We start from the raw sequence: 22,309 nt of genomic DNA, 5'->3' as shown, positions 1-22,309 counted from the left end.
TAGAATCTTACTGAGAGGGAGAGCGATCAGATAAATAAGGCTGCTACATTAAGCTGTGATATCGACAACTTAAAATCCGCAAACGCATCCCACTGTAGTGAGCTATCTGATGCATCAATGATGCATACTGCTTCCCCGTCCCTCAGGACAACAACGTACCAGTCGCAACCTCGTCACAGCATCTTTTGGATGTTGTTAACACAAAACCTCTTAGGAAATACTCTTAAGTAGGCTTTGGAACACTAATTAAAGCGTTCTGGCTAGCGGGAGCGGGAGCTATGATGCGCTTTAGTGACGCATTCGTCAAATGTTTTGTAGTGAAGTTTTAATTCCACTACATGATTTCTGTGGCTTGCAGTGGTTGCAGTTAATCCAACACTTCAACTTTAATCTGCAACTGGCTGTCTTCTTGTCCGGTGCTATAGCGCCTTTGTAAAAAGCCATCTTGGCGTTGATTGCTGTCTTGGCTGGTGCCACTAACATTAATCCATTCGCCCAGGCGACCACTGACACGACTGGATGTGCTTTGCGTATCAATCACATTGCCATATTGCTGGCTGCGTCGATCGTTTTGACTGTTTACTTCCAACTGCACAATGTCGCCATGCACGGTAGCGGTAACATAGAAACCTTGGTTAACCGAGCGGTATTCAGTGCGCTCTTGTACTTGGCCGTAGGGGCCAATCGTGGTCGAGCGCTGCGGCACACTCTGACCAACTTGCACTAGTGCGGCAGAGCCTTCTAAGGCTTGTACCGTGCGCAGTGAGCCATCGCGGCTCTGTGTGTTGTTACGGATAATGCGCACCTGATCGCGGCCTTGCTGCTCACCTTGACCAATCACGATTTCGCCGTGGCGTCCGCCAATAGTGCCGTCGGCTTGATAACCACGCTCACGGTTGTACTGATTGCCTTGCGTGTCGACGGTGATCAATAGGCGTCGTGGCTGCGTATCAATTTGCTCAAGCACTGAGCGCAGTTCAGCAATTTTATCGGTGCTGGCGTTGACAATAAGTTGATTGCCGTAAGCTGTTGCGCGGCCTTCTTGGCCAAGTACAGACTCTGCTAGTGGCAAAACATCTTGCGCCATACGAAAGTTAAGTTGAATCACTTCACTGGCGGCTTGCGCAAGCGAGCAACTCAGCGCTAGAGCAAGCACAGTGCAGAAACGGCTTAACGTATTCATATTGGCATGCTCCGTAAATTGACATCAGTTTGGCTCACATCCCACATGGCATTAAAAGCGCGCTGGCTTTGCTGTACGCGGGCAGGGTCATGGTAATAGACCACAGCTTTGTGCAGTTGTTGTGCTTTACGTACTAATAAACCGCAGTCATCGGCAATCAGCCAAGCGTCTTCGGCGTAGTCATGCTCAGTATTCACCTTGCGGATACTGCAGCGACTGCTCAAGCGGCGACTGAGAGCGAGTAGGGCGTGGCCATCACGAGCGATGCGCGTGGTGTCACGTAGCAGAATGCGTAAAGTGTTTTTCGGATGGGCCAAAAGAAACGCGCTGCACGCTTTCTGGATGCAAGAATGGTTATAAAGCCACGGCTCTAAGTCAGGGGAGTAAATGCATAAGCTACCCTGTGCTTGCTGTAGCAGTGACAGGGTATGACTGCGTACGGCATCGATATCTTCAGCTTTTATCAACTCGCGCTGTTCGCCGCCGAGCTTGAACTCTGCAGCAGCCCAAGTGATGGGCGCACTGCTGGTCTCAGGGTTATGGATGCTGAAGGTGCCCTGCGTAACAAACTCAATATCAGGCAACTCAAGATATTTATCATCAACTGCTTTGTTGTCTGGTGCGCTGGGCTTATCCATAATAAATCCTACTTAAAAGTTATTCACTGTTACGTAGCATATCAATATGTGGGATACCAGCTTCGAGAAACTCGTCACTGACTGCAGTAAAACCTAAGCGCTCATAAAAACCAGCAGCATGTATTTGCGCGGTGAGAATTTGCTGCTTAAGACCCAGTCGCTCAGCTTCATGGATCACTGCACGCATTAAGTGCTCGCCAACATTGAGGCCGCGCCAGTCTTTTAATACTGATACGCGACCAATGCAACCATCAGCTAGTAGGCGTGCGGTACCGATAGCAAAATCACCTTCATAAGCGAGGAAGTGCGTAGCGCTCGCATCGTCACTGTCCCATTCTTGCTCTGGCGTCACGCCTTGCTCTTGGATAAAAACGCTTTCACGAATACGACGCAAATCAGCGTTATCTTTATGCCAGTCGGCAATGCGAACTTGCAAGTCATTCATCGAGACTCTCCAAACTGCCTTGTTTAATCAGCTCACAGAGCAAGGTCATCGCCTCTGCATCGCTGAACCATGCTTGTAAATTATCTAAGTGCAGAGCATCTGCGCAACAGACTAGATCAAGCAATACCACTAAATGCTCACTGAGAATACGACTGTTACCACTGACAAAAAACACTACAGCTGATTCTTGATCAAGTTGGATATGGCTCCAAGCCAAGCGTGCTGTGGGGTTACGGGTAAACAGCGCGCCATCTTCTAGCGATTGAATGAGCTCTTCTGTCGAGAGTTCACTGCCCACTAATAAATCAGGGTAGCGTGGCTCGGTCATGTACTGGCCAAACCAAGTCAACAGCATGCGGTCATCATTGAGTTGCTCATTGAGCAAGGCACGCAAACGCTGAATATCTTCAGTGCGGATATAACTAGGATTGCTCACAGGTGACATACCTGCATCACTATAACGCTGTTCATCAGGCAAGAAGCGCGCGACAAAATCAGCGTAATGGGTGACTACTTCAGCAGTGGAAGGTGCGCGAAAACCCACAGACCAAGTCATGCAGTCGGTTTGTGCGATGCCCCAATGCGCTAAGCGCGGCGGCAGGTACAGCATATCGCCAGGCTCTAACGTCCACTCATCGGTCTGTTCAAAGCTGTCTAAAATACGCAAGTCTGGGTGTTTTAACAGCAAGCTTTCGTTGTCACACATTTGGCCGATTTTCCACTGTCTTTGGCCTTCAGCCTGCAGGAGAAATACATCGTAATTGTCATAGTGCGGGCCAACGCTGCCACCTGGCACCGCAAAGCTGATCATCACATCATCAATGCGCCAGTTCGGTAGAAACTTGAAATGCTCAAGTACTTCAGCAACATCAGGGCTGAATTGATCAACCGCTTGCACAAGCAGTGTCCAGTCACGCTCAGGCAGGGTGTTATAGGTTTCATCATCAAAAGGACCATGCTTGAGTTGCCAAGGCGTTTCGCCATGCTCAAGAACGATGCGTGACTCAACCATGTCTTCCAGTGACAGCCCAGCTAAATCGTTGCCATCTAGAGGGCTGACAAAATCAGGGATGGCTTGACGGATTAGTAGTGGCTTTTTTTGCCAGTAATCACGTAAAAAAACTTCGGCGCTAATGCCACCTAGAATCTCAAGTGGTGTATCAATTGTGTTAGACAAGTGATTGATTCCAAAATAAACGCTGATAATAAAACGCCCGGGGTAAGCCGGGCGCTAAAACACTCAAATCGAGTTAGACACGCTTGGCTTGCGCGACTGCACTGCCAATATAGTTAGCTGGCGTCAGTGCTCGCAATTGCACTTTAGCCTCCTCAGGTAAATCCAAGGTTTCGATAAAGGTTTGTAGAGCTTGTGCGCTGATGCCTTTACCGCGAGTCAGATCTTTAAGCTTTTCGTACGGATTTTCAATGCCGTAACGGCGCATCACAGTCTGAACAGGTTCTGCTAAAACTTCCCAGCAATTGTCCAGGTCTTCAGCGATTTTAGCTGCGTTCAGTTCGAGCTTACCTATGCCTTTTAAGGATGCTTCATAAGCGATCACACTGTGCGCCATACCTACACCAAGGTTGCGCAGAACTGTGGAGTCGGTGAGGTCACGCTGCCAGCGAGAAATCGGCAATTTGCTGGCTAAGTGTTGGAAAATTGCATTGGCAATACCAAGGTTACCTTCAGAGTTTTCAAAATCAATTGGATTGACTTTGTGCGGCATGGTGGATGAACCGATTTCGCCAGCCACAGTTTTTTGCTTAAAGTAACCTAAAGAAATATAGCCCCACACATCGCGGTCGAAATCGATCAGGATGGTGTTAAAACGTGCCACTGCGTCAAATAATTCAGCAATGTAGTCATGCGGCTCAATTTGTGTGGTGTAAGGGTTAAAGCTTAAACCCAAATCGCCTTCAATGAACTCGCGGGCATTGGCTTCCCAGTCGATTTCAGGGTAAGCAGAGATGTGGGCATTGTAGTTGCCGACGGCACCGTTCATTTTTCCCAGCAATGGAATTGCTGCCACCTGAGCGATTTGACGCTCAAGACGGTACACCACGTTAGCAAATTCTTTGCCTAGTGTGGTCGGTGAAGCAGGTTGGCCGTGGGTGCGCGAAAGCATCGGCACGTCAGCAAATTCAACCGACAGTGCACGTAAGCTTTCTGCCAGTTTGCGCATCAGTGGCAGTAATACATCATCACGGCCTTCGCGCAGCATTAGCGCGTGAGACAGGTTGTTGATGTCTTCACTGGTGCAGGCAAAGTGAATGAACTCAGTGACTTTCGCCAACTCAGGAAGTTTTTGCGCTTGCTCTTTGAGTAAGTACTCAACCGCTTTAACGTCGTGATTGGTGGTGCGCTCAAACTCTTTAACGCGCTCGGCGTGCTCAAGCTGAAAGTTTTCAGCGAGCTCGTTTAAAGCGGCGTTGGCTGTGTTAGAGAAAGGAGCCACTTCGGTGATGCTGGGATGGGCGGCAAGGCGTTGTAACCAACGAACCTCAACCAATACACGGTTACGAATAAGTCCGTATTCACTAAAAATAGGGCGCAGTGCGGAAGTTCTGCTGCCGTAACGGCCGTCAACGGGGGAAACCGCGGTAAGCGAGGTAAGCTGCATGATGCGTTCTCTAACAATCAATGAATAAATAGGGCGCACAGTGTACATCAAATGTGCGCAAGGTTTTAGTGTTTGCGCCAAAGCACCGCTAGCAGGCTGGCAGTAAAGATCAATGCCGCACCTATCAGAGAGGCGCTATCGGGGGTTTCGCCCCAGCGCAGCAAGGAGAAAATACCGGCAAAGACAATTGCCAAATAAGCGACAGGACCGATCAATCCAGGCGGTGCTAATGAATACGCGCGGGACATAACAATTTGCGCGAGGGCCGCTAATAATCCTGCCGAGCATAATAAAGTCAGCTGTGTACTGCTCAGTGGTTGCCATGCCCAAGTCAGCGGTACGGCTGAGATTAAACTGCTAAATATCGCGAAATAAAACACCATCCGATAGGCCGGTTCGGTATCACTCATCTCTCGAATTGAGACAAAAGCTGTTGCTGCCAACAAGCTGGCGGCCAGCCCCACTAAAGACAAGCTGCTAAACAGCGCATCACTGGGTTTGGCGACTAAAATCACGCCAACTAAACCAAGTAAAGACAACCCCAGCATGCGTTTGGTTAAAGGCTCTTTTAGCCAAAAATAAGCAATAATCGGTGTGAATACTGGCGCTGAGTAGGTAAAAACCATCGCGTCAGCCAGCGGCAGATGGGCAATTGCATAGAAAAAACAGTACATGGCTGCTAAGCCATAAGTGGTGCGCATTAAATGAGATTTTAGCCGCTGGGTTTTAAATGGGCGCAAACCCTTAACCAACAGCAAAGGTAAAAAAAAGGCCACGCCAACCAAGTTTCGAAAGAATACGATATTTTCGTTATTGACTGTGGCAGAGGCTTCGCGAATCACTACGCCCATACAGGCAAAGAGTAGTGCTGAAAGTGCCAGCAGAAGCGCGCCCTGTACTGGGCGAACACTGCGCTGATTCATAGATTGCGGGCGCGTAACTCATTGAGCATGCTGCCGCGCTTGGTCAGCAGGTGCCAGCGGCGTCCGCCAAGTTGACGCCAGAGACGAGCAGAGCGAATGCCAGCAAAAAGCAAGGCGCGTACTTTTGCGGCAGTGGCCTCTTGCTGCAGAAAGCGCATATCACCATGCACTTGAATACGCTGCTTAAAAGTACTGATGGTGTCTTGATAGAGGCCGCCAAAAGATGAAGCAATGTTATCGCTGGAAATACCGTACAACTCAACTTGCTGCTCAATTTTCGGGATGCGCTTGCCAGCGATTTCCAGTAAATCATCGCGACGAGAAAACTGTCGCTCCAAACTCAGCATAGACACCACATAGCGCAAGCTTTCGCGCGGTAAGTTGTCTGTTTCGCGCTCCAGTACCGCCAGTAACAGCTTGTAGCCGTCACGCAAACCCAAATCATCGCCGCCATACACATCCAGCGTGGTTTCCGGGTTGCGCACTAATAAAGTTTTTAGCATGTAAGCGAGCGCCGCATCGCTGACTTGGCCGCTATGCGCGAGTTTGTCCACCAGTGCTGCGGCTTGGAAAACGCCGCCTAATGCGGTGATTTGTTCTTGAAGTGGGGTCATGGTCGTTGAATGCTCTCATCCCAAGGGCTGCAGGCTTCAATCACGCCGCCACCCAGGCAGACGTCACCGTTATAGAAAACAATGGACTGGCCTAAAGTAACCGCGCGCTGAGGTTGTTCGAAGGTCACTAAATAGCCGTCTTCAGTGTGTTCGATGCTGCAAGCCTGATCTCTTTGGCGGTAACGTACCTTGGCAGTGAGACTCTCTAATGCGTTAAGGTCAACAGGGTTAATCCAATTCACCTCACGAGTGAGTAGGGTGCGTGAGAATAACCAAGGGTGCTGATTGCCTTGCCCGACGATTAGCACGTTACGCTGCAAATCTTTAGCTAAAACATACCAAGCTTCTTCGCTGGCATTTTTTAAGCCGCCAATACCCAAACCTTGGCGCTGACCAATGGTGTGATACATCAAGCCGCTGTGTTGACCAAGCTCGACGCCATCAACAGTTTCGATCACGCCAGGTTGCGCAGGCAGGTACTGCTTGAGGAAATCAGTAAAGCGTCGCTCACCAATAAAACAAATACCGGTGGAATCTTTTTTCTTCGCAGTAATTAAACCGTGCTGCTCCGCTAGTTCGCGTACAAAAGGTTTTTCATATTCGCCAACCGGGAACAATGACTTATGAATTTGCTCACCGCCCACTGCATGCAAAAAGTAGCTTTGGTCTTTATTGGCATCCACGCCTTTAAGTAACTCGCTCACGCCATTGCTATCACGACGATGCACATAGTGGCCGGTGGCGATCAGATGCGCACCTAACTGCTCAGCGTAATCTAAAAAGGCTTTAAACTTGATTTCGCGGTTACACAGAATATCAGGGTTGGGCGTGCGGCCAGCTTTGTATTCTTCTAGGAAATGCTCGAAGACATTGTCCCAATACTCAGCAGCAAAGTTCGCGGTATGCAGCTTAATGCCTAAAGTGTTGCAAACGGCTTGTGCGTCTGCGAGGTCTTCTTTGGCAGTGCAATATTCAGTGCCATCATCTTCCTCCCAGTTTTTCATAAACAAGCCTTCCACTTGATAGCCTTGCTGGATCAGCAATAAAGCCGCAACGGAAGAATCAACACCGCCGGACATGCCGACGATTACACGTGTTTCAGAAGGAAGAAGTGAAGAAGTATGCATGGCAATTTAAATAAGCGAGTAAAAGAGGTTAATTCTAGCAGATCCAGCAGTTGTTTTGGAGAATCCAGCATAGACAAGGGTTAAGCCTTCAACAGCTCGAGAGAAAAACGCTCTCCGGCTAAATAATCATCAATACAGCGTAATACCATCGGGCTGCGCCATAACGCCTGTTGCTCGATAAGCTCATCACGTGAAAGCCAAACCGGAGCAATGATGCCCTCATCCAATTGATGGTTTTCACGCTGCGCTAGAGCTCGACCGGCAAAGCACACACGCTGGTAGGTGACGTTATTGCTTGGCGCAGTGTAAAGATAGATGCCAATCAGCTGGGTAATCTCAATATCCCAGCCGGTTTCTTCTAAAGTTTCACGAATTGCAGCCTGAATTAGACTTTCGTCCATTTCTAAGTGGCCCGCAGGCTGGTTTAATACAACACGTTCTTCAGCGTGTTCTTTGACGAATAAAAAGCGACCATCCTTTTCGATGACCGTGGCAACAGTGATGTGCGGGGTGAAGCGTGGCATGGCAAACCTTTCCAAGTGCAAGTGTCAGCAATATTCGGTTGTAGACTGCATATTCATGCAATTTGTTCGAAAATACGCGACATTAGACACAGAAAAAACTGCTGCGAATGAATAGTTTGGCTGCAGTAATCTGTTAAATGATCGTTTAAAGAGTGTATAGTACGCCCTGCAAAGAGCGGACCAAAGCGTTAAGAACGCTGAAGTTAAGCAGCATGTGTGACTTTTTGAGTAACACTGGGGTCATATATGCCACTTAAGTTAGAATTATTGCTGTCAGGCCACACGCGTGACAGATTTTAAAGACCACGTAAATGACGGAGTCCAGCATGGGATACCAAAAGATCCAAGTGCCAGCCGGTGACAAAATCACCGTTAATGCAGATATGACTTTAAATGTACCAAACAATCCAATCATTCCTTACATCGAGGGTGATGGAATTGGTGTTGATATCAGCCCTGTAATGATCAAAGTGGTTGATGCTGCAGTAGAGAAAGCCTACGCAGGTAAGCGCAAAATTTCCTGGATGGAAGTTTATGCGGGTGAGAAAGCAACACAGGTTTATGATTCAGAAACTTGGTTGCCAGAAGAAACTCTGAACGCAGTTCGTGACTACGTTGTTTCTATTAAAGGTCCTTTGACAACGCCAGTTGGCGGCGGTATTCGTTCGTTGAACGTTGCTCTACGTCAGCAGCTAGACCTGTATGTCTGCTTGCGCCCAGTGCGTTGGTTCACTGGTGTACCAAGCCCAGTTAAGCGTCCACAAGACACTGATATGGTGATTTTCCGTGAAAACTCAGAAGACATCTACGCAGGTGTTGAGTGGCAAGCGGGCACTCCAGAAGCGAAAAAAGTAATTAAGTTTTTCACTGAAGAAATGGGCGTTACTAAAATCCGCTTCACTGAAAACTGCGGTATTGGTGTTAAGCCAGTATCACTTGAAGGTACTAAGCGCTTAGTACGTAAAGCACTGCAGTATGTTGTTGATAACGATCGTGATTCACTGACCATCGTGCACAAAGGCAACATCATGAAGTTCACCGAAGGTGCTTTCAAAGATTGGGCCTACGAAGTAGCACGTGATGAGTTCGGTGCAGAACTACTTGATGGCGGCCCTTGGATGCAGTTCAAGAACCCTAACACTGGCAAAAACATTATCGTTAAAGACGGTATTGCTGATGCGATGTTGCAACAGGTTCTATTGCGCCCAGCAGAGTACGATGTAATGGCAACTCTGAACCTGAACGGTGACTACCTGTCTGATGCACTTGCTGCACAGGTTGGCGGTATCGGTATCGCTCCAGGTGCTAACCTGTCTGACACCGTTGCAATGTTTGAAGCAACGCACGGTACTGCACCTAAGTATGCAGGTCAGGATAAAGTGAACCCAGGTTCATTGATTCTTTCTGCTGAAATGATGCTGCGTCACATGGGCTGGACTGAAGCCGCTGACTTAGTTATCGACGGCATCAACGGTGCTATCGCTGCTAAGACTGTGACCTATGACTTTGAACGCTTGATGGACGACGCTGAGTTGTTATCTTGCTCTGAGTTTGGCGATGCAATGATTGCTAAAATGTAATCAAAGCTCTCGCTTAAAAAACGCCCCTTAATTGGGGCGTTTTTGTTTGTCTTAAACGAATACGGGTACAATGCAGCACGAGATGAGGAGGGCGTTATGCCAGATGATGAACAATCTTTATTTGCTCAGCAAATGCAAGGCGTGCGTCGTATCCATGTTGATCACGCCGATGTTGGCAAAGCTAAGCCTGATCGTGCCGTACAGCGTATGCATCGCAAAAATGCGCAACAGACGATTACCACTACCACTGTTGATGGTTTATCGGATCAGTTCGTTATAGATGTTGGTGCTGAGGAAATGCTGTACTGGGCGCGTGATGGCGTACAAGACAGCCAGCTACGTAAGATGAAAGCAGGTCAGATCGCCTTTGAAGGCAGCTTAGATTTACATGGTATGAGTGTTGAAGTGGCGCGTAATACGCTGCGTGAATTCCTTGAGGAAGCCTTACGTCTTGAAATACGCTGTGTACGAGTGACCCATGGTAAAGCAGCGCGTCTTGACGGTAAAAAGCCGATGATCAAAAGTCACGTCAATACATGGCTACGTCAGCATGATAAAGTACTCGGCTTTACCTCTTGCGTAGCCAAGCATGGCGGAGCCGGTGCATTATATGTACTGTTGAAACGCCATATGCTCGACGGACGTGATGAATAACAAGCCAAAGGTTGCGCGATAAATCGCACAAACAAAAATATACGGGGAAGGTCGGTGAGTAACTCAGGATTAGCGACACTGCGTGATTATATCCGCTGGGCAATGAGTCAGTTTAAGCAGACACAGTTATTTTTTGAGCCTGATGGTGACGGTCTGTTTGAAGAAGCACGCACCTTAGTGTTGGGCAGCTTGCATTTACCCTATGAACTGCACGATAAGTATCTGGATTGCAACCTGCATGCAGACGAGCATGCCATCGTGCAAAATATTTTAACAAAGCGTATTGAGCAACGGATTCCAGCGGCCTATTTGCTAGGTGAAGCCTGGTTTGCCGGTTTACCGTTTAAAGTTGATGAGCGCGTGATGATTCCACGCTCGCCTTTAGCTCAATTAATACCGCAACACTTCGCCCCTTGGCTGATGAAAACGCCATTACGGATTTTAGATTTGTGCACAGGCTCTGGCTGTCTTGGCATTGCTTGTGCGATTGAATTTGACGATGCCGAAGTGATGCTGGTTGACTTTTCTGAGGATGCTTTGCAGGTTGCCAAAGAAAATATTGCCTTGCACCAGCTTGAACAGCGCGTATTCACTCACCGCAGCGATATGTTTGCTGACTTGCGCGCGCAGCGCTTTGATTTAATTGTATGCAAGCCACCCTATTTACAAGCAGATGCATGGTCGCAATTGCCGCGTGAATTTCAGCATGAGCCGCAAGAGAGCAGCCATGCGGGTAATGATGGTTTGGAGTTTATCCAACAAATCCTGCAGCAATCGAGCCAGCATCTCACCGATAAAGGTTTGCTGGTCATTGAGGTGGGCGAGCATCAGCAGCGTTTAACTGAAGTGTATCCTGACACTGATTTTATTTGGCTGGAACATTCGCATAACGATACCGCAGTTTTAGCCTTAACTGCGCAGCAGTGTGAAGCCTTAAATAATATGTAAGATTTTTAAATCGTCTAGGCTTGGAGCGTACAGGTTTAGGTGATTTAGCGCGTAGCAATCCAGATCAGTAGCGCAGCTTGGAAAACGGCGAAAATAGCCAGCATGGAAATTGTAAATCGTAGCGTGCTGTCTTCGCTTTTTAATCGATTAATACGCTCATTCAGTTTTTTAATTAAAACATTTTGCTCATTTAGGTTTTGATCAGCATTCTGCAGCATGGTTGCGCTGTCTATTGCACTAATGAGAGAAACTTTATTGTCATTCCAGTCGTTATGCAGCTGACTAACACGACCAACTGAGCAAACCGCACGCATTTGCACAGCATCTTCATAAGTGACGCTAAACCCCTGCGCTTGTAATGCATGATCGCGGCGTAAGCGTGCGGCATCGTTGGGTGCGTATTTAATCAATAATGGCTGACTGGCAACAGTATAAAAACTCCAACGCTTACCTGCCCACAATGCTGCTTGTGCGAGTAGAAAGCGTCCTAATCCTCGATTGGCTGGATCGCAGCGCAAAGGAAAGTCAGGATTAATATGAATTTGCTGTTGCTTATGATCAGCCCACACTTCAAGCGTATTTATTTCTTTATGGATGCTTTGTCCTGGCAAGCTGACGACTAAGCGCAACAAACTTTCAGATTCACTGTGTCGTTCAACACGCCCTAGACTGATAAACCGTAAGGGTCTCAAGCCTGTTTCACGGTCTGCAGGTAGGGCATTCAAACGCACAACCTGAAAACGTTCAGACTCTAAGCTGCGCCAAGGGTGCTCGATTTTAACCTCAGTCTCAGTATCTGTATTCGGCGTTTCAAGCACAGATTCAGTGGCAGAAAGTGTCATATTAAATCACTTCGTCAAAAAGATATTACTTGCAGTATCGGCACAACATACGTGCTCTTTAGGGTGGCTAAGCGCCACCGTAGTATAATCCAAGGTGCCAGAATCAGCAGGGTGCAGGTATACTGCGCAATTATTTTACAGATTTCGGAGCAGAGTGTATGTCCGGCAATACTTTTGGTAAGCTTTTTACTGTTACTAGCGCTGGAGAAAGCCATGGCCCAGCTCTGGTTGCCATTGTTGATGGTTGCCCTCCAGGCTTGCCGCTCTGCGCTGAAGATTTACAGGACGATTTAGATCGACGCAAGCCAGGCACCAGCCGTCATACCACACAACGCCAAGAGCCGGATCAAGTCGAGATTCTTTCGGGTGTATTTGAAGGGCTGACAACCGGCTGCCCAATTGGCTTGTTGATTCGCAATACCGATCAAAAATCCAAAGATTATTCGGCCATTAAAGACATTTTCCGTCCAGCTCATGCCGATTACAGCTATCACCATAAATACGGACTACGTGACTACCGTGGCGGTGGCCGTAGCTCTGCACGTGAAACAGCCATGCGCGTAGCCGCAGGTGCGATTGCGAAAAAATACTTGGCCACTCAAGGCATTATCGTGCGTGGTTATATGAGCCAGCTCGGTCCAATCGAAATTCCTTTTAAAAGCTGGGATGCCGTGCACGACAATGCTTTTTTCAGCCCTGATCCAGACAAAGTTGCCGAACTTGAAGCTTATATGGATCAACTGCGTCGCGACCAAGACTCGGTGGGTGCAAAAATCACCGTGGTTGCAGAAGGCGTGATGCCAGGCTTAGGTGAGCCCGTCTTTGATCGACTGGATGCTGATTTAGCCCATGCGTTGATGAGCATTAACGCGGTGAAAGGTGTGGAGATTGGTGCAGGCTTTGCTTGTGTTGCCCAGCGCGGCACAGAGCACCGTGACGAGATGACCCCAGAAGGTTTTATCTCGAACCATGCCGGTGGCGTGTTAGGTGGCATTTCTTCAGGCCAGCCAATCATTGCCCATTTAGCCTTAAAGCCGACCTCAAGCATTACCACGCCTGGTCGTTCAATCGATGTCAATGGACAGCCTGTTGAGATGATCACCAAAGGCCGCCACGACCCTTGTGTTGGTATTCGTGCGACACCTATTGCTGAAGCCATGATGGCCATTGTTTTGATGGACCATTTACTGCGTCATCGCGGGCAAAATGCTGATGTGCAGGTCAATACCCCGATTCTGGCTCAGCTCTAACACCTATGTTGATAGCGACATGATTGCGCTGACTCACGCAGTCATGTTTTGAGGCAAACTTAAATTATGGGCACAAGCCTGCCGTATTGGCGTTTATCAGGTTTTTACTTCTTCTATTTTGCCTTGCTCGGCGCTATCGCACCTTTTATCGCGCTGTATTTTGATCATCTAGGCTTTTCCGCAGCACGCATTGGCGAGTTGATTGCTATCCCGATGCTGATGCGCTGCATTGCCCCTAACTTATGGGCTTGGCTGGCGGATCGCACGCAAAAGCGCTTAGTTATTGTGCGTGTTGGTGCAATTTGCACGATGCTGTCCTTTACCCTGATTTTTATGGGTAAAAGCTTTGCTTGGCTGGCCCTGATTATGGTGCTGCATGCGTTTTTCTGGCATGCGATTTTGGCTCAGTTTGAAGTGATTACGCTAGATCATCTGGGTTCGCAAAGTGAGCGCTACAGCCAGCTACGACTTTGGGGTTCGGTAGGCTTTATTTGCGTGGTGGTTGGCTTTGGTTATCTCTTTGATCAAGTCGGCTTGGATTATTACCCATGGGCTATTTTAGTGGTCATGGCGGGTATTATCCTAAGTAGTTTCTGGGTGCCTGAGCAGCCTGCGCCAAGAGCTGCTGCGGCCAGTGACGATATCAGCACAAACCATCGCCCTAAAGTCAGGCACACAGTGCCTATTGTGGTTTTTTTAGTCGGCGTTGCTTTAATGCAGTTGTCGCACGGTCCGTATTACACGTTTCTGACTTTGCACCTGATTGACTTAAATTATTCGCGCGCCATTATTGGCTGGCTTTGGGCGCTGGGTGTACTGGCAGAAATTGGCTTGTTTGTGATCATGCCATGGCTGCTGCGACGCATTGGTTTAACAAAAATCATTGTCGCCAGTTTGTTTCTAGCAGCGTTACGCTGGTGGTTACTCGGGTTTTACGCGGACTCCTGGCTGGTGTTGCTGTTTGTACAAATTCTGCATGGTGCAACGTTTGGTAGTTTTCATGCAGCAGCCATTCATTTTGTGCAACGTTATTTTTCTGCAGAAAAGCAAGGGCAGGGGCAAGGCTTATATGTTTCATTTTCTGGCATAGGTGGTGCTTTAGGTGCCTTGTATGCAGGCTACACATGGCAGCCTTTGGGTGCTGGGATGACCTTCGCTTTGGCCAGTGGGTTCGCTTTGCTCGCCGCAGTACTGGTGCTATTTGGCTTAAGAGGCCTTGATAACCCTCGATTAGAATTTAACAAAGGGCGCAATGATGACATTCACCCGTGAACAACTCACAGAACAGATTATTCAAGCCGGACAGTTTTTATATGCGCGCGGTTGGTCGCCGGCAACCAGCAGCAATTACTCGGCGCGACTGTCTACTGACCAAGTATTGTTGACCGTATCGGGCAAACATAAAGGCCAGTTGAGTGTAGAGGATATTCTTGCCACTGATTTGCAAGCGCAAAGTCTAGAGCCTAATAAGAAACCCTCAGCAGAAGCTTTATTGCACACCCAACTGTATAACTGGCAAGCCAATATCCAAGCTGTTTTGCACACGCACTCAGTCAATGCCACAGTGTTATCACGGATTGAACACGCTGCTGCGATTGAGTTTACCGATTACGAGTTACAAAAAGCCTTTGCTGGTATCAGCAGTCATGAACAGCCACTTCTGGTGCCAATATTTGCCAATGATCAGGATATGCATCGCTTGGCTCAGCAAGTACAAGCGTGGCTGGATAACCACCCTGATTGCCAAGGCTACTTAATTCGCGGTCATGGTTTATACACTTGGGGTGCTTCGATGGCCGATGCACTTCGACAAATTGAAGCCTTTGAGTTTTTATTAGAGTGCGAGTTAAAGGTGCGCGCCTGTATGGTGCAGTGCTAACTGGCATTGAACGCATCTATTAAATTTTATATCGAGAGTGAAAACTATGAGTCAACTGTTTGTGTACCACACCAGCCAGCCTAAGCAAGCGCTTAAAGTGTTGAACCATGTAGAAGACATCAGCAGCACCTTAGCTCAAGTCGGCGTGCGCTTTGAGCATTGGCAGGCGAATCAGCCGATCAATGCAACTTCTTCAGCAGACGAAGTGATCGCCGCTTACGCCGATGATATTGCCCGTTTAAAGCAAGAAGGCGGTTATGTTGCGGTGGATGTCATTAGCCTTGATGAAAAACACCCGCAGAAAGATGAGTTACGCGCTAAATTTCTCGATGAGCATGTCCACAGCGAAGATGAAGTGCGTTTCTTTGTTGCGGGACGTGGTTTGTTTAGTCTGCATATCGATCAACATGTGTATGCCGTTCTCTGTGAGAAAGGCGCGTTAATCTCAGTGCCAGCAGGCAGCAAACATTGGTTTGATATGGGTGAGCATCCGCGCTTTACTGCTTTGCGTTTGTTTAATAATCCAGAAGGTTGGGTTGCTCAGTTCAGTGGTGACAAAATCGCTCAGCAATACCCGACTTTGGATGATTTACTATGACTATCAAGGCTATTTTGACCGATATTGAAGGCACTACCAGCTCAATTGCTTTTGTTTTTGAGGTGTTATTCCCCTATGCCAAACAGCATCTACCAGACTATGTACGCAATTGTGCAAAGCAAGACCCGCAGTCAGCTCTGCTGCAAGCAGTGCGCGATGAGGCGCAGGAGCCGTATGCTGATGTAGAACGGGTGATCGCCATCTTGGCGCAGTGGATGGCCGATGATGTTAAAGCCACCTCACTGAAGGCCTTGCAGGGTCTGGTTTGGCAGCAAGGCTATGCCAGTGGTGAAATCAAAGGGCATGTCTATCCTGATGCCGTGGCAGCGCTGCAGGCATGGCAACAACAGGGTTATCAGTTGTATGTGTATTCATCAGGCTCCGTGCAGGCGCAAAAACTTATCTTTGGATACTCAATAGCTGGCGATTTAACCCCTTTGTTTTCTGGCTACTTTGATACCACCTCTGGGCATAAGCGTGAAGCGGACTCTTACACGCGCATCGCCCAAGCGATTGGTTTACCTGCCGAGCAGATTTTATTTCTATCGGATGTCGTTGAGGAACTGGATGCAGCACGAGCCAGCGCAATGCATACCTGCGGCTTAGCACGCGCTCAAGGTGTTCTTGCTGGACACACCACTGTTGTGAGCTTTGCCGAGATTGATCCTGCAGCTTTTTAGGCGCTAGCGAGCGCGGATAGAGCAGTAGAGCTGCTTATTTCAGTGCTTAATTTTACCTGACTGCTTTACTAGGTCTTTATTCGCAAGGGTGAACTAGCGTACACTACAGCCATGATTGCGAGGAGTTACCATGAGTACGATTAATATTACCGAAGCAGCACAAGCTTATTTAGGCGACCTCTTAAAAGGCCAAGATACCCCAGGCATTGGTATTCGTGTGTTTATTACCCAGCCAGGTACCACTTACGCAGAAACCTGCATTGCGTATTGCAAACCTGAAGAACAAAAGCCAGAGGACACGCCTTTGGTCTTGCCAGCATTTACTGCTTGGATTGATGCTTTAAGTGAGCCATACCTTGAAGACGCTGTGGTTGATTATGCAACCGACCGCATGGGTGGCCAGTTAACGATTAAAGCGCCGAATGCCAAAGTGCCAATGGTCAGCGAAGACAGTCCGCTGTCTGACCGTGTCAACTACTATCTACAGACCGAGATCAACCCAGGGCTTGCCAGCCATGGTGGAGAGGTCAGTCTGATTGATATCGATAACGGTGTGCTGATTCTGAAATTTGGTGGTGGTTGCCAAGGTTGCGGTCAAGCCGATTACACCTTGAAAGAAGGCATCGAGAAAACCTTGATGGCACGTATTCCTGAGGTTAAGGGTGTGCGTGATGTAACAGACCACAGTATCACCGAGAATGCATACTATTAAATAAGGCTTGCGCACAGGACTTTGGTCAAATAGATCAAGTGCCGGTGAAAGCATAAAATGATCAGTGTGAAAAAGCTTGAACATTACCCTGCAAAAGCTTTTGAGTATGTTTAAACATGCTGGCTATTAAGTTGGATGATCCTGACTTATTTAGTTTATTTATCTTATCTGTCTTAATTCTTCATGTCTTGAGACCTTAAAAAAACCGCTAACAGTCATAAGCTGTTAACGGTTTTTTTGTTTTAAAAGGTTACTCCTCGCACATTCTTTTGTGATTTCATAAGTTGCCCCTATTCAAAGCACTGCAAGCATGCTAAAACCTGCTAGCTGCTTGATAAAAAAGGGAAAATAATGAACAAATCCGAATTAATCGAGCGTATTGTTGATCAACAAGAGCAACTGTCAGTACGAGATGTTGAGTTGGCAGTTAAGACTATGTTGGAACATATGACGCAAGTATTGTCTTCTGGAGAGCGAATTGAAATTCGCGGCTTCGGAAGTTTTTCATTGCACTACCGAGCCCCTCGATTAGGCCGCAATCCTAAAACAGGAGAAGCGGTTGAGCTTGAAGGTAAATATGTGCCACATTTCAAACCAGGTAAAGAGTTACGCGATCGAGTCAATGATTAGCCATCGGCCTAGTTATTGTCTGGCCGCATGCAGAGGGTTTTATGCAAAGTTTTAAACGTTTATTAGTATTGATTATTGCTGTTGCGCTGGCTGCTGCGGTGGTTTTTTTCACCCTAGAAAACCGTACACCAATGAGTTTATTGTTTTTTGGCTGGCAAACACCTGAGTTGCCGATAGCGCTGTATGTCATGAGCGCTTTTGTTTTAGGTTTAGTTCTCGGCCCGTTGCTGTCGTGGTGGCCACACCAGCGCATGCGCATGCGCTATAATAAGCAAGTTAAACAACTGCGTGCCTGCGAGCAGAAGATTGAAACACTGCAAGCGGCAGAGCAAGCAGTGTCAGTTAAGGCTGTTGAAGAGCTGCCTAAAGCTTAGTCATCATCACAGTTAAACTGCGCCAATAACGAGCGCTGCTTAGCTTGCAAACGACTACATAGGGCTGGAGCGTCCAGTCATCTCACGCGCCATTTCCGTGGCATAGCTGTCAGTCATCCCGCCAATAAAATCAATGATGCGCATAAATGACTTATACAGCGACCAGTCAGGCTGCGGCGCGGCATGGCCAAGCAAATCAAAGATCCGTCGATTTTTGAAAGACAAAGTGCCCTGGGTATGCTGCTCAAGCGCTGCGCCACAAAAGGCATTTAATAAAATCTCTAATGTGGTGTAAGCGCCGATCTCATGCAGGGTTTTACGTTTATCATTAAAAATCTTATCACGCGCGAGCGCCTTGGCGTTCAGCACGCAAGTCTTAGCCGGGCCATGCATGTGTGCGACCAAATCGCCTTCTAGAGTGCCTGCCATCAGCGCAGGCTGCTGTTCAACAAAGGCTCGAGCCGCAGCATTGGTAAGGTGCTCGATGGCCTTGCCGCGCAAGATAGCCAGCTTTCTGCGCCGCGAATCCTTAGGACCAAGCAGTCGATAGGTTTCAGGCAGGTCATCACCGACTAAATCGAGTAATAGCGCCTCGACTTCTGCGTAGTCGAGTAGGTCCATTTCCACACCATCTTCTAAGTCAATTAAACCATAGCAAATATCATCAGCAGCTTCGACTAAATAAACCAGAGGGTGGCGTGCCCAGTGCTCGTCATCAAGTTTGGGAATTCCTAGCTTGTTGGCTATTTGTTCTAACAGCGGTAACTCATTTTGATAGCTGCCAAACTTATGCTTTTTATAGCCTTGAGCGCTGGCGTGTTTGGAGCTCCACGGGTATTTAGAGAAGGCGCCTAGGGTTGCGTAGGTCAGACGCATGCCGCCATCAAACTGGTGGTACTCAAGCTGAGTCAGAACTCGGAAACCTTGCGCATTGCCTTCAAAGTTTAAAAAGTCAGCACGTTCAGCTTCGCTCATATCATCGAGCCAACCATTGTTGGCGGCCTGCTGAAACCAGTGCCGAATAGCATCTTCTCCAGAGTGACCAAAGGGTGGGTTACCAATGTCATGGGCCAGGCAAGCCGACTGCACAATCATGCCTAAGTCGCTGGATTCACACCACTGCGGTAACGCTGGCCGAATCATTTCCGCCACGCGCATACCCAGTGAGCGGCCGACGCAGCTAACTTCTAGGGAGTGGGTGAGGCGAGTATGGATATGATCGTTACTGGAGACTGGGTGTACTTGTGTTTTACGGCCTAAACGACGGAAGGCACCAGAGAAAATAATACGATCGTGATCTTTGTGAAAAGGACTACGGCCAAGTTCTTCTGTGCTGTGAGAGGTTTTACCTAAACGTTCGCGATTTAATAACTGATGCCAATCCACTGAGCGCCCTCAACCTGTTAGTTCTAGAGATGCACCGATACACAGTGCATTTATTTTAGATTATCAGTTTGCGGCGCCGTTGTGTCTGCTTCTGTCGCGGAGGACGCCATAAGTAAAGGGAGCAGGCTGGCTGCAATTTTCACTATAGGTAAAAAGTTGCCACTTGATTGGCGATTTCGGGTCAGAAAAAAACTAACTAGGGTTACTCCAGCTACCACCAGTAAAGGCGTGGAGCCTTGGGTGAAGCGCTGCTTGAAGTTGCGAAGTTTTTCTACCGGCTCAAGCAACACTAAACTTTCATGGCGGATTTTTTGACGATTCAATTCAAGGCGCATTTGGATCAGCTGTTTGCGCAAGGCAATAGGATCATCTTTATGCTGTTTTATACTCATGGCAACAATCGCTCTTTAGTGTTTTTAAGCTCTTGTAAACTCGCGCTAAAGGGCGCTTGCGCTCGGCTCTGTGCCGATTTCATCCGCCAAATGCACAAACCACCAGCAATGGCGTAAAAGGCTGACATAGCGATCAGCAGTTTGTGTTCATAGTGTGGCCAGAGCGACATAATTAATAAGCCATTGAGCAGCAAAAACAACATAAAACCACAGGCAGCGGTAATTCCAAGCCAGATCAACTGCTGACTGCTGTGGCGTTTTTGTTCTTGCAACTCAAGTGCAAATAACTCGGCATGATCGCTGAGTAAATCCAGAGTCGCAGCGCCTAAGCGCCGCGAGGTGTCTGAAAAATTGTGATCTGTCATACCTTAGCGCCTAGACACCAAAAGGCCTAACAAGAAGCCAACGCCTGCACCAATTGCCAAGGATTGCAAAGGGTGCTCACGTACATATTCTTCACCATCACTGAGCACTTCTTTGCCGCGCTGAAGAAGCGCTTGCTCGGTGGAGCCAAGTGCTTGGCGTGCACGCTGTAAGCTGGTATTAATCTGACCGCGGAGCGCTTCAGCTTTATCGCCCGTCAGCTCTACAGAGTGCTGCAGTAATTGTTCAGTATCAGATACTAATGCTTTGAACTCACTGAGTAGTTGCTCACTACCTGCTGCTGTTGGTTTTTTAGCCATGATTGATATTCTCCATAATAAATTAATGCTTGCCTTATTTAGAACTCATTTAACGGCAAGTGGTTCAATTTCAGCATACGCTATTTTTAAATAAATAAACCCGCCTTGTGAGCGGGTTTATTTATTACAACTGAGTTGGCTTACAACAATGGAATGGTGTAGCTGACGATTAGACGGTTTTCATCAACTTTACCCACGCTGATATCAGAGCGGACGGTAGAGTTACGCCATTTTACGCCCAAGTTTTTCAAAGGGCCTTCTTGGAATACATAACCGATATCGGTATCGCGCTCCCACTCATTACCACGAGATTGTCCGGCACCCATGTAGATATTGCTACCTTTAACATAGCGTGTCATCAGGTTGAGGCCAGGAATACCAAGGCCTGCGAAGTTATAGTCATAACGTGCTTGCCATGATTTCTCATCAGTAGCAGCGAAGTCGCGAACTTGTATGTAGTTGACGAGGTGTGGGTCAGTTAACAGCAGGTAGGCATAACCGGTATCACCTGACATTTTCTGATAGCCCAAACCAAAGCTGTTGTAACCTAACTGATAGGTCAACATGCCTGAAATTGCTTTGTTATCAATGCCGCTGCTTTCATCGTCAGAAGTTTTCGCATAGCGCAAATCAGCTTTTAGTGACTGGCCTTCAGCAATCGGTAGAGTGAAAACGCCATTCACAATGTGCTGCTTGTAAACGCCATCTAATTTACCAAAGTGATAACCAGTAGTCAGTTGATCATTCCACTTGTAAGAACCACTAAAGAAATCAAATTTATTGCTAACGTTTGCATTGGACTTGCTGTATTTCGAGGTGTCACGTTTGCCGTTATGCAGGCTGATGGCCATTGCTTCATTGTTAGTCGAGTTGCGCTGGTTATCGCGCTCCAGTTGACCGGCGTTCAGCGTTAAATTGCTGACATCTAAGCTGGTTAGCTGCACACCTTGGAAGGTTTGTGGTAACAGACGCGAATCGCCAGCAGAAACAACAGGCAGTTTAGGCATCAATGTACCAGCACGCAGCGTGGTTTCAGAGATGCGGAATTTGGCCGCAGCGCCGAGTTCGCCATAGCTGCTTGGCACATCACCTTTGTTATCTCTCGGTAGAAGTAAACCTGTTTCTGAAGTTCCGCCGCCCGAGTCAAGCTTCAGGCCAGTAAAGCCATAAGCATCCACGCCCACGCCGACAGTACCCTCAGTAAAGCCTGACTCATAACGCAGTAAGAAGCCTTGTGCCCATTCTTCACTTTTACTACGGCTTTCTGCTGGTGCTTTTCCAGTCACAGTTGGATTCTTAACTCCTGTACCGTCGTTGGAGTTACGAAAATCGCGATTCATGTAAAAGTTGCGCAGCTCTAAGCTGGCTTTACTGTCTTCGATGAAAGCAGCTTGTGCTGCAATTGGTAGGCTTAGCGCAACAGCTAAGGTGCCTAAGCTGATCGATCGTGCTAACGGACTATATTTCATTATTGTAGTTCTCCGGGTGTGCGGATAAGGTCGGTCAAATAGATAAGATGTGACGAGCGAACTAGACCACGTCTATGACTGCAGGGTCATTTAGACAATGGTCGATAAAACCAATCAAGAAAAGTGCAACGATACGACTGTATAACAGCTTTTAAAA

Annotated in this window: 26 protein-coding genes; 11 read left to right on the top strand and 15 right to left on the bottom strand. The window is 47.8% G+C overall.

Annotated features, from left to right (window positions below; translation table 11 throughout):
* Window positions 1–367: 367 nt before the first annotated feature.
* The 9 genes from H591_RS0109875 to H591_RS0109835 all read right to left on the bottom strand — a co-directional run bounded on the left by H591_RS0109875 (window position 368) and on the right by H591_RS0109835 (window position 8,075).
* Window positions 368–1,183 (bottom strand): secretin N-terminal domain-containing protein, encoded by an 816-nt coding sequence (locus H591_RS0109875; RefSeq protein WP_022966790.1) that lies wholly within the window; start codon window positions 1,181–1,183, stop codon window positions 368–370.
* Window positions 1,180–1,821: a DUF7931 domain-containing protein gene (locus tag H591_RS0109870; RefSeq protein WP_022966789.1), complete on the bottom strand. Its 642-nt coding sequence runs from the start codon at window positions 1,819–1,821 to the stop codon at window positions 1,180–1,182. Before H591_RS0109870 ends, H591_RS0109875 begins: the two co-directional genes overlap by 4 nt.
* Before the next feature lie 19 nt (window positions 1,822–1,840).
* Window positions 1,841–2,266 (bottom strand): GNAT family N-acetyltransferase, encoded by a 426-nt coding sequence (locus tag H591_RS0109865; protein WP_022966788.1) that lies wholly within the window; start codon window positions 2,264–2,266, stop codon window positions 1,841–1,843.
* Entirely contained in the window at window positions 2,259–3,443 is a 1,185-nt protein-coding gene (locus H591_RS0109860; RefSeq protein WP_022966787.1) for a ribosomal protein uL16 3-hydroxylase, read from the bottom strand. The genes H591_RS0109865 and H591_RS0109860 overlap by 8 nt, the downstream gene beginning before the upstream one ends.
* A 73-nt stretch (window positions 3,444–3,516) precedes the next feature.
* Window positions 3,517–4,887 (bottom strand): adenylosuccinate lyase, encoded by a 1,371-nt coding sequence (gene purB / locus H591_RS0109855; protein WP_022966786.1) that lies wholly within the window; start codon window positions 4,885–4,887, stop codon window positions 3,517–3,519.
* 65 nt (window positions 4,888–4,952) lie between these two features.
* On the bottom strand, window positions 4,953–5,810 hold the full coding sequence (locus H591_RS0109850; protein WP_022966785.1) for a DMT family transporter: 858 nt from the start codon (window positions 5,808–5,810) through the stop codon (window positions 4,953–4,955).
* Window positions 5,807–6,424, bottom strand: a complete 618-nt coding sequence (hflD, locus tag H591_RS0109845; RefSeq protein ID WP_022966784.1) for a high frequency lysogenization protein HflD — start codon at window positions 6,422–6,424, stop codon at window positions 5,807–5,809. The genes H591_RS0109850 and hflD overlap by 4 nt, the downstream gene beginning before the upstream one ends.
* Window positions 6,421–7,551 (bottom strand): tRNA 2-thiouridine(34) synthase MnmA, encoded by a 1,131-nt coding sequence (gene mnmA, locus H591_RS0109840; protein WP_084702652.1) that lies wholly within the window; start codon window positions 7,549–7,551, stop codon window positions 6,421–6,423. Before mnmA ends, hflD begins: the two co-directional genes overlap by 4 nt.
* A gap of 80 nt (window positions 7,552–7,631) precedes the next feature.
* Window positions 7,632–8,075 (bottom strand): NUDIX hydrolase, encoded by a 444-nt coding sequence (locus tag H591_RS0109835; protein WP_022966782.1) that lies wholly within the window; start codon window positions 8,073–8,075, stop codon window positions 7,632–7,634.
* Between the two features lie 326 nt (window positions 8,076–8,401).
* Here H591_RS0109835 and icd point away from each other — a divergent pair, with 326 nt between their 5' ends.
* From icd to prmB, 3 genes are all read left to right on the top strand, one after another.
* Complete coding sequence (icd, locus tag H591_RS0109830) at window positions 8,402–9,655, top strand: NADP-dependent isocitrate dehydrogenase (RefSeq protein WP_022966781.1); 1,254 nt, start codon at window positions 8,402–8,404, stop codon at window positions 9,653–9,655.
* Between the two features lie 96 nt (window positions 9,656–9,751).
* Window positions 9,752–10,309, top strand: a complete 558-nt coding sequence (locus tag H591_RS0109825) for a Smr/MutS family protein (RefSeq protein WP_022966780.1) — start codon at window positions 9,752–9,754, stop codon at window positions 10,307–10,309.
* 54 nt (window positions 10,310–10,363) lie between these two features.
* Window positions 10,364–11,257: a 50S ribosomal protein L3 N(5)-glutamine methyltransferase gene (prmB, locus tag H591_RS0109820; protein ID WP_022966779.1), complete on the top strand. Its 894-nt coding sequence runs from the start codon at window positions 10,364–10,366 to the stop codon at window positions 11,255–11,257.
* A 44-nt stretch (window positions 11,258–11,301) separates the two neighbouring features.
* Here the strand turns inward: prmB and H591_RS0109815 are convergent, their stop codons facing one another.
* Window positions 11,302–12,099: a hypothetical protein gene (locus tag H591_RS0109815; RefSeq protein WP_022966778.1), complete on the bottom strand. Its 798-nt coding sequence runs from the start codon at window positions 12,097–12,099 to the stop codon at window positions 11,302–11,304.
* 158 nt (window positions 12,100–12,257) lie between these two features.
* On the opposite strand from H591_RS0109815, the gene aroC reads away from it, so the two are divergent.
* The 8 genes from aroC to H591_RS15200 all read left to right on the top strand — a co-directional run bounded on the left by aroC (window position 12,258) and on the right by H591_RS15200 (window position 18,222).
* The gene (gene aroC, locus H591_RS0109810) at window positions 12,258–13,349 is read left to right on the top strand and encodes a chorismate synthase (RefSeq protein WP_022966777.1); all 1,092 of its coding nucleotides are present in this window, start codon (window positions 12,258–12,260) and stop codon (window positions 13,347–13,349) included.
* A 66-nt stretch (window positions 13,350–13,415) separates the two neighbouring features.
* Entirely contained in the window at window positions 13,416–14,621 is a 1,206-nt protein-coding gene (locus H591_RS15205) for an MFS transporter (RefSeq protein WP_022966776.1), read from the top strand.
* Window positions 14,605–15,228: a methylthioribulose 1-phosphate dehydratase gene (locus tag H591_RS0109800; protein ID WP_022966775.1), complete on the top strand. Its 624-nt coding sequence runs from the start codon at window positions 14,605–14,607 to the stop codon at window positions 15,226–15,228. Before H591_RS15205 ends, H591_RS0109800 begins: the two co-directional genes overlap by 17 nt.
* A 46-nt stretch (window positions 15,229–15,274) precedes the next feature.
* On the top strand, window positions 15,275–15,826 hold the full coding sequence (locus H591_RS0109795) for a 1,2-dihydroxy-3-keto-5-methylthiopentene dioxygenase (RefSeq protein ID WP_022966774.1): 552 nt from the start codon (window positions 15,275–15,277) through the stop codon (window positions 15,824–15,826).
* Window positions 15,823–16,506: an acireductone synthase gene (gene mtnC / locus H591_RS0109790; protein WP_022966773.1), complete on the top strand. Its 684-nt coding sequence runs from the start codon at window positions 15,823–15,825 to the stop codon at window positions 16,504–16,506. The genes H591_RS0109795 and mtnC overlap by 4 nt, the downstream gene beginning before the upstream one ends.
* Before the next feature lie 130 nt (window positions 16,507–16,636).
* Window positions 16,637–17,218: a Fe-S biogenesis protein NfuA gene (nfuA, locus tag H591_RS0109785; protein WP_022966772.1), complete on the top strand. Its 582-nt coding sequence runs from the start codon at window positions 16,637–16,639 to the stop codon at window positions 17,216–17,218.
* Between the two features lie 351 nt (window positions 17,219–17,569).
* On the top strand, window positions 17,570–17,848 hold the full coding sequence (gene ihfB / locus H591_RS0109780; RefSeq protein ID WP_022966771.1) for an integration host factor subunit beta: 279 nt from the start codon (window positions 17,570–17,572) through the stop codon (window positions 17,846–17,848).
* 41 nt (window positions 17,849–17,889) lie between these two features.
* Complete coding sequence (locus H591_RS15200; RefSeq protein WP_022966770.1) at window positions 17,890–18,222, top strand: lipopolysaccharide assembly protein LapA domain-containing protein; 333 nt, start codon at window positions 17,890–17,892, stop codon at window positions 18,220–18,222.
* Window positions 18,223–18,276: 54 nt separating this feature from the next.
* Here the strand turns inward: H591_RS15200 and H591_RS0109770 are convergent, their stop codons facing one another.
* From H591_RS0109770 to H591_RS0109750, 5 genes are all read right to left on the bottom strand, one after another.
* Window positions 18,277–19,608, bottom strand: coding sequence for a deoxyguanosinetriphosphate triphosphohydrolase (locus H591_RS0109770; RefSeq protein WP_022966769.1), 1,332 nt, complete (start codon window positions 19,606–19,608; stop codon window positions 18,277–18,279).
* Between the two features lie 50 nt (window positions 19,609–19,658).
* A complete protein-coding gene (locus tag H591_RS0109765) occupies window positions 19,659–20,000 on the bottom strand; it encodes a hypothetical protein (protein ID WP_022966768.1) in 342 nt (113 codons plus the stop codon).
* Window positions 19,997–20,365, bottom strand: a complete 369-nt coding sequence (locus tag H591_RS0109760; RefSeq protein WP_022966767.1) for a phage holin family protein — start codon at window positions 20,363–20,365, stop codon at window positions 19,997–19,999. The genes H591_RS0109765 and H591_RS0109760 overlap by 4 nt, the downstream gene beginning before the upstream one ends.
* A gap of 3 nt (window positions 20,366–20,368) precedes the next feature.
* Entirely contained in the window at window positions 20,369–20,683 is a 315-nt protein-coding gene (locus H591_RS0109755; protein WP_022966766.1) for a DUF883 family protein, read from the bottom strand.
* Window positions 20,684–20,823: 140 nt separating this feature from the next.
* A complete protein-coding gene (locus H591_RS0109750) occupies window positions 20,824–22,152 on the bottom strand; it encodes an OprD family porin (RefSeq protein WP_022966765.1) in 1,329 nt (442 codons plus the stop codon).
* Between the last annotated feature and the right edge of the window lie 157 nt (window positions 22,153–22,309).

It is taken from the genome of Denitrificimonas caeni DSM 24390 (assembly GCF_000421765.1).
Classification (GTDB): domain Bacteria; phylum Pseudomonadota; class Gammaproteobacteria; order Pseudomonadales; family Pseudomonadaceae; genus Denitrificimonas; species Denitrificimonas caeni.
This window is presented reverse-complemented; position numbering and strand designations above follow the sequence as displayed.